This window comes from Pseudoalteromonas sp. TB64 (assembly GCF_000498095.1).
Taxonomy (GTDB): Bacteria; Pseudomonadota; Gammaproteobacteria; order Enterobacterales; family Alteromonadaceae; genus Pseudoalteromonas.
In genome coordinates this window covers 1-13,175 of sequence record NZ_AUTQ01000205.1, presented here as the reverse complement: position 1 = coordinate 13,175, position 13,175 = coordinate 1, and the positions used below count along the sequence as shown (strand labels likewise).

10 protein-coding genes and 1 pseudogene are annotated in these 13,175 nt (G+C 38.0%); 4 read left to right on the top strand and 7 right to left on the bottom strand.

What is annotated here, in order from left to right:
• Positions 1-621: 621 nt before the first annotated feature.
• From L647_RS0117065 to L647_RS0117050, 4 genes are all read left to right on the top strand, one after another.
• On the top strand, positions 622-831 hold the full coding sequence (locus tag L647_RS0117065; RefSeq protein WP_024612126.1) for a hypothetical protein: 210 nt from the start codon (positions 622-624) through the stop codon (positions 829-831).
• Positions 831-1,076 (top strand): hypothetical protein, encoded by a 246-nt coding sequence (locus L647_RS0117060; protein WP_024612125.1) that lies wholly within the window; start codon positions 831-833, stop codon positions 1,074-1,076. Before L647_RS0117065 ends, L647_RS0117060 begins: the two co-directional genes overlap by 1 nt.
• 143 nt (positions 1,077-1,219) lie before the next feature.
• Positions 1,220-1,495: a hypothetical protein gene (locus L647_RS0117055; RefSeq protein WP_024612124.1), complete on the top strand. Its 276-nt coding sequence runs from the start codon at positions 1,220-1,222 to the stop codon at positions 1,493-1,495.
• 97 nt (positions 1,496-1,592) lie between these two features.
• Positions 1,593-1,829, top strand: coding sequence for a hypothetical protein (locus L647_RS0117050; protein WP_024612123.1), 237 nt, complete (start codon positions 1,593-1,595; stop codon positions 1,827-1,829).
• A gap of 34 nt (positions 1,830-1,863) precedes the next feature.
• Here L647_RS0117050 and L647_RS0117045 read toward each other — a convergent pair whose 3' ends face one another.
• The 7 genes and pseudogenes from L647_RS0117045 to L647_RS0117015 all read right to left on the bottom strand — a co-directional run.
• A complete protein-coding gene (locus tag L647_RS0117045) occupies positions 1,864-2,595 on the bottom strand; it encodes a SprT family zinc-dependent metalloprotease (protein WP_033024457.1) in 732 nt (243 codons plus the stop codon).
• Positions 2,595-5,747, bottom strand: a complete 3,153-nt coding sequence (locus tag L647_RS0117040; RefSeq protein ID WP_024612121.1) for an HsdR family type I site-specific deoxyribonuclease — start codon at positions 5,745-5,747, stop codon at positions 2,595-2,597. Before L647_RS0117040 ends, L647_RS0117045 begins: the two co-directional genes overlap by 1 nt.
• A gap of 1 nt (position 5,748) precedes the next feature.
• On the bottom strand, positions 5,749-7,776 hold the full coding sequence (locus L647_RS0117035; RefSeq protein ID WP_029880530.1) for a DUF262 domain-containing protein: 2,028 nt from the start codon (positions 7,774-7,776) through the stop codon (positions 5,749-5,751).
• On the bottom strand, positions 7,769-9,208 hold the full coding sequence (locus L647_RS0117030) for a DUF262 domain-containing protein (protein WP_024612119.1): 1,440 nt from the start codon (positions 9,206-9,208) through the stop codon (positions 7,769-7,771). The genes L647_RS0117035 and L647_RS0117030 overlap by 8 nt, the downstream gene beginning before the upstream one ends.
• Before the next feature lie 163 nt (positions 9,209-9,371).
• Positions 9,372-10,838 (bottom strand): ATP-binding protein, encoded by a 1,467-nt coding sequence (locus L647_RS0117025; protein WP_024612118.1) that lies wholly within the window; start codon positions 10,836-10,838, stop codon positions 9,372-9,374.
• On the bottom strand, positions 10,838-12,232 hold the full coding sequence (locus L647_RS1000000125040; RefSeq protein WP_024612117.1) for a restriction endonuclease subunit S: 1,395 nt from the start codon (positions 12,230-12,232) through the stop codon (positions 10,838-10,840). Before L647_RS1000000125040 ends, L647_RS0117025 begins: the two co-directional genes overlap by 1 nt.
• Positions 12,232-13,175 (bottom strand): annotated as a pseudogene (locus tag L647_RS0117015) (type I restriction endonuclease subunit M); the annotation flags it as partial. The gene L647_RS1000000125040 and the pseudogene L647_RS0117015, both read right to left, overlap by 1 nt.

Genomic DNA, 13,175 nt, shown 5'->3' with positions numbered 1-13,175 from the left:
CAGCCATAGGGTCTAAAACGCCCGTCAGCTCTGGTGTTGCTCCGCAACGAGCTGACTCGACGCGCTATCGCGCTAGCGTTGTAGACCCAGCGCGAATGCACCGAGCTACGCCCTGTACTACCCGCCATACTGCCGCGCCTGACAATGCAATGGGTGCCCCATAATTTGCATTTTTCATCTGCTGTTATTTTCTACGAAAATAGATGGTTCGATATCAATTTGTGCCAAATTTTAATCGAATTTCGCTGATGCGAAACATTATCGCGGTTAGTACAGACCAGCTGTACATTCGCGCGACTCCATACATTTCCGGCTGCGCCTCCAACGTATTACGCGAGCTACTGGCCTCATTCTGAGGCGCTTTTTTTGCAGTTTTTCGTGCCGAAAAATGCCATTTTAAAACCTGTCTTTCAGACAAAAACCGCCCTCAAAATAAACTTATTATTGAATTTTTTAGAAAAGAATAAGGGATTTAGCTTAATAAAAATTAGGTGAAGTAAGGGGAGAGGTAACTACTTATTCAAACTGTTTGTTGCTGAGCTGCGCAGTCAAACGTGTTTGTTTTTTATCATGAATTCATTAAATTTGAAAGCATAAATTAATGATTACTGAGGTATAAAAATGAAAAATAATGACGTTACTGATATTGCTATTAATCCAGCCAGCGGTCTTCCTATTACTAATGCGAGTTGCAATATCGTAGATGTAGGCGGCAATGTGGTAGGCCAACACGATAGAGTAATGACTGTTTTCGAGGTTGAAAAATCGATAGCGGACTCTATAGAGCACGATTGTTTTGATGCATTTGACTCGTTTGATGATGGTTTTTAATGCCCAAAATATTGAAAGCAATTAGTCGGTATCGAATAGAAATCGTATATTCGACCATTGCATTTGGTGGCTCAGAGTTACTGTTTTCACTGTACCAATCAACTGAAGACTTAGCTTGGTTTATAGCTCTGAGTTTGTTTTGCACTAAGATGGCTATTGGCATAATTAACTACGAGCAATATTGCCAAAGTAATAAGCGTAGTATGAAGGTAGCGCTAAAATATTTGTTATTTAAATTTGTATAAACCTGTTTATTTGTCCTAAACGCAAAGCGTCCTGATTTTATTAGGGCGCTTTTTTTGTGTAATTATTTTTATAATGCAGCGATCTATATCATGTTATCTTTAAGTTTGTTGCAGTGAATATAGGCTTAAATTAGGCTCTTGCTATGAATCTTTATAATGATATTTTTGAAACGGTATTAGCGTTAAATGAGCCTAATAATAGCGAAGCTGATAGTGATTGTAACCTCAACTTAAAAGAGGTTAATTGGGCTCACTACCTCAGTATTTCAACTAATAAAAAGTTAGTTCTTTTAGAAAAGCTTGGCAATTTTGATTTAGTAAAATCGGGCAATAAAATTGCACTTTTAAAATATGATACTCAAAATGCTCACTTACTCGCTGTAACAAACACCAAAATAACTAAAAATTCAGGCTTATAGAGTTACAAATTGTATTATAACGCGCTTTGATTCGGTATATACCCCAAAGGGTATTGCTGATCATGTAATTTTCAAACATATACTCGCGAGCACTGAGGTGCTAATTACAGGTTTTCATAAAGGAGGTCGTGATGGGCGTTTTTGGAACTCAAGAATTAGCACCGCATTCGAATCGGGGCACTTTGTGTACTTTTTAGATTATGAAAAAAATGAAATTTTGCATGCTACTAGCCCAGAACATTTCAATGCGCTTACTCATTCAATGGAAGTTAAATACTCAGGCTTCAAAAAACATAAGGTGATAATAGCTAATTCGTTAATTGAAAATATTTAAAATTATATTAGCTAAAATCTTTCCATGTAAAAAACTAGTATTGCCAATCTTCATAAGCTAAAGGCAAACTGTTTAGTAAGTCTCGGCGCTCGCGCCAGTTATGAAGATGCTTATCCATCAATGCTTTAAAACGTTCATTGTGGTGTCGTTCAAGTAGGTGGATTAGCTCATGCACTAAAATATATTCTAAACATTCAGGTGGCTTTTTAGCAAGTTCAAGGTTGAGCCAAACCCGCTTTGCCTGAATATTGCAGCTGCCCCATTTTGTTTTCATTTTTTTGATATTAAGTGAGTCTGCTTTTACGCCTAGTTTTTTTTGCCATGAGGGCAGTAACTTTTCAATTGATCGTTGCATTTCATCACGATAAAAGCGGTTTAATAACTTGAGGCAATTATCGGGTGATGTATTCTCATTCACTTTTAACTCTAACTGACCGCTACCTTTCGCGGTAACGGTAAATTTACCCTCAGGCTTTTTTATTGCTAGCCGGTATTTTTTTCCCCAAAGGTAATGACACTCACCATTGACCATTTCACGGATTGACTGTCGTTCTTGCTTGGTAAAGTCAACTTGTTGCTTTTTTATCCAAGCAAGTTTGTTAACAATAGCAAGCCGAATGGTTTGTTCGCTTGTTTTATTAGGCACCGATAATCTAACCTTACCATTGGGCGGTAAAACACTTAGATGGATGTTCTTAATGTCTCGTCGATTAATTTCAACATCAATACCGCCAATTTGTATCACTTCAGTATTAGCTTTATCCACTAATGATATTCCTTTTGGGCTTTTACAAGCTCCATAACTTCATTAATATCAACTTCATAACTTGATGTCTCTTGCCTAATTGCATTAACAATCTCACGCTCTTTAAACCTATCGCCAAGCCACTCAGCTTTTTTTGTGTAGCGCACTGCGGTATCAATTTTACTTGTAAGTACTTCATCATTGCCAAAATTATCGTAAATAGCCTGTTTGGCAGGGCTATCTACTGAAGTAGGGTAGTTATGGGCATTATTGCCTGTCGGGTTCACAACTTTTTTAGCTAAAGCTTTAATTTGTTCTAGGTAGTCTTGGTAGCTTATAGCTTGCTCTCTGCGCTGCGCAATAATAGCGTCAAGTAATGTAGCCATACTTTCAAAGTACTTAGGGTTTACAGGATTTTCATCAACGATGGTTTTTCTAACGTTATTTTCAATCGCTTCCGCCATCGATTCTTCATTATTTCTAATGCCTTCAGGTAATGAATCAAGTCCTGCGCCATTATTATTTACCACTAAATCTATTAAGCCAAGTTCCTCAAAATCCATGAGTACTTCGCTGTCATCAGCACGAATATACATATCAAGCAAATGTCGCATTGCAGGCTCAAAGCGTTTCATTTCGAGTAAGTCGCCACTGGCTAGTTTTACTTCGTCACGAACTTTCTCAAAATAAGCGACTTCTTTTTTTATTTTTTCAGCTTCAGTCAGTGAATAACCAGCTTGATCCATCTCATTTGCAACATTGGTGTATGCACGTATAAGTTTGGCAACGGTTTGATAAAGGGTTAAACGCAGTGCTTCTTTTTCATTGCGTTCGTTTTCATCTGTTGGTTCAACTCCTGATTCACCACAAAAGTAATGAATAAAGTCTTTAGTATTTCTTGGTGCTTTTACTGGTTCACATAAAGCTCTAACAGCTTCTAATGCATTGTCTAAATCAGATTTAGATTCTTTGAGGCGATCTTTTAATAAACCAGCAACATCGTCTTCATCGTAACCATCAAAAGCTTCAGCGGTAAAATCTTTAATCGCTTTATCTAATGAGCGAAATAAATCTTTATAATCGATAATATAACCATAGTCTTTATCTTCACCGTCAAGCCTATTTACACGGCAAATTGCTTGAAACAGATTATGATCAGCCATTTTTTTATCAATGTATAAGTAGGTAGCAGAAGGAGCATCAAAACCGGTTAATAGCTTATCTACTACAATAAGTAACCGCATTTGACCAGGTTCTTCAATAAAGCGTTTTTTAACAGTTTTTTCAAACTCTTCTACGCGTTTTGCTGCTTCTTCTTCCGGTTGCTCAAAATAGTCAGCCAACATTTTGCGATAGGTTGCATATTTAAATAACTTTTCTGTTTTACCTTCACCCGTTTCTTCGCCTTTAATTGTACTTGCTGCTGGTTTATAGCTAGTCACAATTGCACATTTGTTAGCTAAGTCTGATTTACTAAATAAGTCATAAACAACACAGGCCTGATGAACGCTTGCACAAACTAACATAGCATTACCCCTGCCAGACATAAGTGCAGGTTTGATCTCCATATCCATTAAAATGTCACTAACAATTTGCTCTAAGCGAGATTTACTCGAGAGAACTTTTTGCATCGTGCCCCATTTTTGTTTGAGCTGCATTTTTGCAAGGTTTGAAAGCCCTTTTGTTTTTGCAGCAAACCACTGGTCTACTTTTTTATCAGAGGTTAAATGCTGATCTATATCTCTAGCTTCATACCTTAAGTCAAGTACTACACCATCATTTACAGCTTCATCAAACTTATAGGTGTGAATGTATGGGCCAAATACCTCTAAAGACTTTTTCTTGTCCTTTTTCATTAATGGTGTACCAGTAAACCCAACAAACATAGCCTCAGGTAAAAGCGCTTTCATTGCTTCGTGTAACTTACCCGACTGCGTTCTATGACACTCATCCACAAACACAAATAAGTTGCCTTTAGCAGCAAAGTCATTTGGTAAGTTTTTAGTCAGTGCTTCAAGATAATCTTTTGTTGCTTCTTCATCGTCTTTATCGCTGGGAGCTTCACCATTGCGGCCAAATTTGTGCACTAATGAGCAAAATAGCCAAGGGTTAGGTTGGTTTAAGGTGGCAACTAAATCTTGGCCACTTTGGGTGCGATATATCTCTTCATCAACACCAGAAAACACCTTCTCAATTTGTTCATCTAGTTCGGTTCTATCCGTCACGATTAATACTCGTGAGTCCGTTATGTTTTCGCGTATCCACTTAGCGAGCCACACCATAGTGAGGCTTTTACCTGAGCCTTGAGTGTGCCAAATAATACCATCTTGCTTTGCTCTTACATGTTTTTTAGCGGCTTGAATACCAAAAAACTGATTATGCCGACAGGTTTTTTTAACGCCTGCATCAAACACAATAAAGTCATGTATGAGCTGCAAAAACCGATGTTTATCGCATAATTGAGCAAGATGAGTATCTAGTAAGGTGTCTGCTGTTACCCCCGCAGCTGGTAAGCCTTGTGTACTATTTGGCTCTTTCCATTCTAAGTAATATTTCTCAGTGGTTTCAATAGTACCGTAGCGTATACCTTGCGTATCGTTACCCGCCATAACCAGTTGCATGGTGCTAAAAAAATTACGAATAAAATCTTTTTTCTGGTTATCTAAGTTTTGACGAATGCCTTCACTTACTGAGACCGATGAGCGCTTTAATTCAATTACGCCTAGCGCAATACCGTTTACATAAATTACTATATCAGGGCGCTTTCTTTTAGGTGAGAGCTGGTCGCCTTTTACGGTTACCTCTTCAGCAATCGCAAAATGATTAGCTTCTGGGTTCTCCCAATCGATCAGCCAAACTGTTTGATTTTGCTGTCCCGTGCCTTCTTTTTCTTTTACGCCATAACGCAGTAGCCGGTATACATCTTTATTAGCATCAAATAGCTTTTTACCTTCGCCTAGGGCAGCGGCAGCGTCTAATTTTCGTAATGCACGCTTAATAAGTGCTTCAGGTGTTCTACGGGCTTTAAGCCATTTAGTAAGTAATGCCGTTTCAATGTTGTTGTTGCCTTCGCGGTATTCCCAATCACCTAAATAGTCGTAATTTAGCTGCTCTTTGAAAAATGTTACTGCTCGGTTTTGGGTTTTTCGTTCTAATTGACCAACATTACTCATACTACTTCCTTGTTTGCGTTTTCTTTTTTGTTTTTGTTGAACCACATAAAATAGACAGCATTTCTTGTCCATGCTTTATTATTTGGGTTTCTTCCCAGCTATCGTCTTGCTCCATTAGTTGTAGCATTTCATATAGCTTTAGGCTATCGATCTGATTTTTCTTTAACCCAGCGGTAAAATGATTAAGTTTTGTTTTAGGGGGGAAATTACTTAAACGTGAATTTTTACTATGACTTATTAAGCACAAGTTACCGAACTCATGAAGCGAACCACCTTTAAGTGGTTCGAATTCATTCATTGGATGTTGCGGATAAAAGTGCTCAACAGAGCTTCTAAATGTAAATTCGAACTCAGAAATAACAGCTGTTGAATTACGTTTTTTTCGCCAAAGCAAATAATCAAGATAGTTAAAAACAAAGTTATTCTCTATTTCCCCAAAACACAGCTTATCAATATTAATATCATTTGCGGTTAAATTTTTTGGATAGTCGTTTGATTTCGAATTATAAATCATTTCAAAGTACGTTCTACCCTCTTGGTGAGAGAGAAAACGGTCAAATATAAAGCGTTTAGCTACCCGTCTTAGGTGCTTCATGTAACCTTCAAAATCCACTTCTTCTGCGTTGTATAGATAGTAAAGAGCAGCATTAAGCCAATGCTTATAAACCAAAGTCGGAGTGGAAACATGAAAAGCCGACAGCAACATTAGGCATACTCGGTTTTCTCCCTTAAAGCCATCTTCATCATCTAGTTCATTACTGCCACCAAAAGTGTTTATATAGCTTTGGCTTTTTGTATTATAAAAATGCAGACGCTTTAAGCTCCATTTATCTTTACCGTCACTAAATTCACGTTTGATGATGAATTGGTCAAAAAGGTATTTGCACTTTAATAATGCATAAACGAAGTCTTTTACTGCTTTAACTTTATTGTTGCTGTCTTTTAAATATCTATCAAACTGTTCTAGTAAGCGCTTATCATCTAATGCGATGTCTTGTTTTGTTAAAACTCGTAACACATGAAGTAAGAAGTTTGAAAAGTTAATCACGCTATTAAAGCGCTCAGGTGTAAGCGAAATATCTGTCCCTAAAGACGACGTTGGTGGCTTGGCTAACATGTCATTTAGCGAAAGAGAGGCGCTTTCAATTCTTCCGCTCTGTTTTGTTTTGGCTACGCTTTCAATACACGCAGCTAAATCAGCATAATTTATTGGCGTAAATTGCCCCCAGTCGTCTTTACCAAATATGCAGTGGCGCTCATCTGGGTTAAAACCATACTGAATGTAACGTTCCATATTAGCGGTAGCGTCCCAGACCTTACTTAATAATTCTTTATCATTGTCATCGGTTAGCACCGACATCAATCTTGCTTTAATCACTTCATGCTTTTCAAGCTGTTCACCACGATTATTCATTACCTCAAAGTAATGATTCAAATCGGTATCTTCTGGTACACAAACACGAGTAATTTCTACTTTATCGAATAAGTAAGAGCAAAAACCTTCTAGCTTAGCTCCAAGCGCTAATAAGCCCTTTTCAAGTAATGTATAACCATTAATTACATCTAAATTATAGTCATTTGTGCTTAGATGCTCTAAAGCAACGCCCTGAATCAAACTTGCAAAAGTGTCAGATGACTTCTGACGACTTTCAAAACTGAGATTTACTACGTCATACCAACCCATATCAAAGGTTTGATACTTAGTGACCATACGTTTAAGAGCAAAAGCCAATAAGGTGAGGGTCGTAAAGCGCTGCTGGCCATCTATGACTTCATAGCTGTCATCTTTGCGCTTAAACACCACCAATGTCCCAATATAATAAGTTTGATTTGGTTTATTTTCCTGATAATCCAACACATCTTGTATTAATTGATTAATTTCACCTTCACCCCATGCATAGTTACGTTGATACATAGGGACTAAATATCGGTTAGTATCACTTAATAACTCTTTAACTTTGTAACTATGTATCTGATTGTTCGCGATGACTTTACTGCTTTGCACCTTGAGTGCTTGGACATTATTCATAGTATTTCATTTCCTCAAACAGATTAGCGATCTCGGTAAGCTTAGTTCCATTACATTCAGACTTTTTCAATGTTGGTAAAGGCCAATTTAATACATCACTTGGTTGTACTGCTTGTTTTATTCGCTCAAACACATTATGGGTGAGTGCATGTTTATTCATGCGCTCAATACCAACAACCTGCATTTTCAAGCGGCAGCTATAAGCCCAAATAAACAGCTTTTCTATAGCTTGCGATAGCTCATGTGGGCCAAACTTATCTAAATAAAAAATCACCGCGCAATCAAATAGATTACGTATATAGCCATCACCTGTTCGTGTACGTGAACTGTAGCTGTTAAGTGTGTATAAAATCTCACAAGCACGTGGTTCTAGTTCGTTATCTAATATGCGAATAAGCTGCTTAGGGTCGTTATTTTTGCTATTACGTTCATCGCTCACTATCTCAGCAATTTTTTGCTGATAATGACTCGTCATTTCAAAAAAGCGCCTACCGTTTATAATCATTTGATCAAGGTGGAAAGGAAAACGCATATGTTGATGATCAATATGGCGCTGATATTGCGCGTTATAGTCATCAACAAAGTGATGGGAAATGCGAAGTGGTTCTACATACGGGTAAAGACCAACCTGGTCAAGATTTACCCCTTTAAATAATCCCACTTGTGATTTGTTAAAATACAGTGCCGATTTCCCTTGTGCCCAGTTGCGAATACGAAATAAGTAGTTAGCAAACAATCGTGCTAGCTGTTCGCTCTCTAAGCTTTCCCAATGGCGTACAGAATCGGCTTTTAATTCGGTTTCAGCGTCTGAAAACTCACGTAAATGAAAGGCTTTTAACAAATCGTGCGGATCTAAATCTCGGCCTCTGGCATTTTGTGAATCAAAAAACTGAAAGGCTTCAGATACATCATTAAGTACAAAAGTAACCACTTCACAGTGTTTCAATAAAAACTCAATATCGGCCTCGGTAAAATCACTTCGTGCTACCGCGCGTTTAGCTGCCATAAAATTTTGATGTAAATTACGATGCGATATATCACTATTAAAGGTTTGACGTTGTAAAAAATTATTAATTGGTTGCTCAAGTGAGAGCAGCAATGTTTTTACATCTTGACGTTTAATTTGTGCATTGGAGTCATTTGTATTGAGCCGTTCATCTAGCAAGGCTTTTACTAATAGCACAAGTGTGAGCGTACGTTGCTGCCCATCAACAATGTCGAGCGTTTCTTGTTTTTTTTCTGAATGTTGATGAAATACAATAGATCCAAGGCGGTAAGCTAATTTACCTCTATAAATTTTTAAATCGCCGAGCAAATCAGCAAGGTTAGCTTGTGTCCATTTGTAAGGGCGTTGATAGTTGGGTATAGCTAAATTACTCTTTTTGAGTAATGTGCTAACCGATATAATGTCCTTATTAAGTTTTCCTGTCATAGTTATTATTTCAACTTCACATTTTAGATTATTAAAACTCTTTATTTATAAAGTAATCAAGCAAATTGATTTAAATAAAGTTTATAAATTACAACTTGTTATGTTTTTTTTTGCTTTATAAAATCACTAAATTGATTATCTAGTCAAGCAACGGTCAAGCAAATTAATACCAGTGTGGTACGTAGCGCATTGCTTTGGTTCCTGCATCGGCATCATAAGGTTTAATTAAGCCCGCATGGACTGTATCCTTTATTATTCTGCTTACCATTGCGCTATTCTTTTCTGCAATAGCAAAGCGCTCGCGTAGCGACTTATTATTCATATGCTCTCTGTTTACATGCTTTAAACAACAATGCTGATAACAGGCACGAATACGATCTTCTTTGTCCATTTCAGCAAACTCCCTATGACCAAATAAAACAGAACGAGTATGGTGCTCAGTTACTTCAAATAAAGGGGCAGGTAATTGATATAACTCAGTTTGAAAAATAACTTTATCAATACCCGTACCACGCTCTTCACAAATATTAATACGACGCATAAAAGAAGCTAGCGCTTCGTTACGGCTTCTGGGTGGGGAATCTAAAAATCGATCTGTATCGACTAGCGGAATACCAGGGTTGGTTATTTCCATGCGCGTATCAAATAGCTCAACCATAGGTCCAGTGCCTGTTAACGAAAAATCTTGATGAATAATAGCGTTAGCCGCTAATTCGCGTATTGCTAGCTCTGGATACATAGGTACTTCTTTACGAAATGCTTTGCCAATTTCTTCATTAGAAGGTAGTAGGGTCTTTAAATAATCTATAAGTCCCTCAAAGCCAACGGCATAGCCTTTATTACCTTCGAGTTCTCGTACTGTTTCTACTCGGCTATTCCCTTTATACTGTACTAACCGCACTGCTTTACGAGCTAAATGCTGAAAATCTTGCAGCTTTTTAGCAAATAATATCGCCCCTAAATTGGTAATATGCCATTTACCCGCTTGCGTTGCACTAATGAGTTTATCAGCTTCAAGCGCATTTAAAATCCCTTCGCGACCTTCAGGCAGTGGTAAGTTAACTAAGTCAAAATAAGAGGGGTAATCTATAAGCTTTAGCACTTCTTCAACATTGCAGTTTTCTGCTGCTAATTGTTGCTCAAACGGGGTGTTATCAAATACGCGCCATAACGCACGTTCTTTTTCGGGATATTCACGTAGCTTTTTTTTATAAGAGCCAATACGAATAAACTCTGTACCATCAAATTGCACAGGTGTATGCGCTGCTGCCTGCACCTCCAAAATAACAACAGGTAAATCGTTAACATGGGTAAACTCGTAAAACTGAAAATGTATTTTGGGTGCGGTTTTTTGTAACAACCAGCTCTCTAGCTCTTGCCCTTTATGCTTTTGAGTTGAAGGTTTAAAGTTCGTACCAATTACATCATGGGTCTTATCATCTACACCATAAACTAAGTACGCAGTTTGTTTGCCAAGTAGCGCGGCTGAGTTTGCGAGTGCAGAGATATATTCGCCAATTTTAATCACATCAACATTATGCTTAAATTCCACCCATTCGGTTTCATCGGGTAAATGGCATAACTCTTTTAACAGAGCTCGCAGCTGGGCAAGGCTTTGTTCTGTCGGCATCAGCTACCTCCATCCTGTTCAGTCTCAAGACTTTTAAATGGCAACCTTGTGCGGCCTGTGAGTAGCTGTTGCATCATGCCTTGTTTGATTTGACGGGTTTTCGTCAAGCGTTGTTCAAGGGTTTGGATTTCGTTATCCATATCCGAGAGGATAGTGGCAATTGCGGTTTGTTCTTCTTTGCATGGCAGCAGTACAGGACAACAATTGATAGCTTTCTGATCAATAGTTGTCATTGTTGCTGTCTTTGAATTTGCTATTAAATGTAGCCTTGAGTGTTTTGCCAAGCAGTTAAGGTACACATAATTATAATCTGCAATTTTAGGATTAACTCTAACTCTAATCAGATGGCTATCAAATACAACTTTCTTATCGCTTTTAGGTAAAACATTACAGAATGCTATGCCATTAGGAACTATAGATGAACGAGTAAAGAACAAGTCGCCTTCATTGACCTTAAACGCTTTTAATTCTGTTTTCGATGCATTGAATAGCTCTAACGATTCAACTGAGATCGGAGCTGAAGTATACATGTCTGATACGTTAATAAGCGGGACACCTTTTCCTTTTCGTGCAGGTTCATAAAATAGCCCATTTTGCATAGGAACAAGAGATATGTCAGCAATTGTAGAAACATCCCAATCCTCAGGGATTTCGCCTAGTTCGCTGGGTTTTGTGCCTTTTTTATGGCCTTGTTTTTCACCTTCGGTGTAAGTGGCGAATTGGGGTAAACGAGTTTTGCCTGTTAGCAGTTGCTGCATGGTGGCGGTTTTAATCGCTTGCTTTTTGTCTATTAGGTTTTCTAATTCCGTTAATAGCGCATCAACATCGGATAAGGCATTGGCAATGGTGGTTTGTTCTGGCAACACAGGAAGTGGAATCGGTAAGTTTTTTAACATCCCCGCATTTAAAACAGCCATAGTTCCACCTTGGGCACTAGTTTCAAGATGATTTTGTACTATTTCCGATTCAAACATGTATTTAAAAAAATTAGAAGATATTTTTTTTGAGTCAAACCTGAACCGGATAAGCCGGGGATTAATCACTCCTGCCTTGGCCGAAGAATTAACAACAAGTAACTTCCCTGCTGTACCAACTAAACTAAGCAGAATATCGCCTTCAGTTACAGCGCAACTTTTTAATTCCCTATACTTTTTTTCATCAATAAAATAGTTTCCATAAGTAAGATCACCCCTTATTACTTGTTCTTGACCGTAAACTTTGAATCCAGATTTTACATATATATCTTTTGTCAAACTTGAACCAAAAGGCCCAGCTTTTAAAGCGGGGCTTTGACCTGAGTTAAGTTCATTTAAAGTTGCTTCTGGCCAATCAGAGGGGAATTCACCCAATTCAGCTTGATAAAAATTTTGATTTTGTCTGATGTGATCTTTCATTATCTGATGCTCTCCAAGCCCATCGTTTCTAGGTGACCTGCGACTTTAGAGCTTAAATCATCAACTGACTGGGTGAGTTTTGGTAATGGTGTGCTGTAGCGTTCTTCTAGCTCTTTTACGCGATTTGCCATTTGTTGAGTAACACGCTCAATTTCAGCAACTATATTGGTTTGTAATGTGGCTAACCACTTATCATCAACAATTAGGGTTTTGATTTCTTCAATAGTGAGTTGTGGATATTGGTTAAATACAGCTAAATCTAATGCTTCTTGCGCTTCTTTTACTGCTTTTTTAGCAGCAGTTTCAGCGTTAAACAACTTAGTTGCTTGTTTAAGTGCTTTAACTTCGTCAGCATCGGTTGCTAACTTAGCTCTGGCAGCGACACTGGCTTTGGTGATTTTGTCTTTATCGTTCATGGCGTCAGCTAATAAACAATCTTCAGCACCATGTTCTTCAATATAGCTTTCAAGGGCTTGAGTGGCTGCGTCTTGTTTAGCTTGCAGGGCATCAATCTGCGCTTGAACACCTGCAAAGTATCGGGCAACAATCAGGCTTGGTGGAATAAGTTCAGCTTTGTACTTTGTTTTATTGATAATTAAATCAGGCGTTTCTTTGAGCTTTTCGCCCTTTTTAGCAATTAACTCCCGTAAGGTATTACCTGCTTGCCAATCGTCTTGTGCCAATACATACACATCGTCTTGTAGAGTTTCAGCCCAGTAGTCCATGAGGATTTGGTAAATATCGTATTTACTGAGTAGTTCGCTATTGGCATAGCTGCCCAGTAAGTTTTCTGAAATATTAAAGATAAACACTTTTGGATTATCACCGACTTTTATCTCTTTTAATTTAGCTTCGGGTATCCAATTTTTAAATGGCAATAAGCTGCGGCTAGCAAAGTCCTTAAATTCTTGATGCGCAAGAATGCTGCTTTTAACTTGGCTGG

What these genes read in the sequence shown, in the direction of transcription:
- L647_RS0117025 (WP_024612118.1), bottom strand. Translation starts at nt 10,838, where the DNA reads ATGCCGACAGAACAAAGCCTTGCCCAGCTGCGAGCTCTGTTAAAAGAG.
- L647_RS0117035 (WP_029880530.1), bottom strand. Translation starts at nt 7,776, where the DNA reads ATGAATAATGTCCAAGCACTCAAGGTGCAAAGCAGTAAAGTCATCGCG.
- L647_RS0117060 (WP_024612125.1), top strand. Translation starts at nt 831, where the DNA reads ATGCCCAAAATATTGAAAGCAATTAGTCGGTATCGAATAGAAATCGTA.
- L647_RS0117055 (WP_024612124.1), top strand. Translation starts at nt 1,220, where the DNA reads ATGAATCTTTATAATGATATTTTTGAAACGGTATTAGCGTTAAATGAG.
- L647_RS0117040 (WP_024612121.1), bottom strand. Translation starts at nt 5,747, where the DNA reads ATGAGTAATGTTGGTCAATTAGAACGAAAAACCCAAAACCGAGCAGTA.
- L647_RS1000000125040 (WP_024612117.1), bottom strand. Translation starts at nt 12,232, where the DNA reads ATGAAAGATCACATCAGACAAAATCAAAATTTTTATCAAGCTGAATTG.
- L647_RS0117065 (WP_024612126.1), top strand. Translation starts at nt 622, where the DNA reads ATGAAAAATAATGACGTTACTGATATTGCTATTAATCCAGCCAGCGGT.
- L647_RS0117030 (WP_024612119.1), bottom strand. Translation starts at nt 9,208, where the DNA reads ATGACAGGAAAACTTAATAAGGACATTATATCGGTTAGCACATTACTC.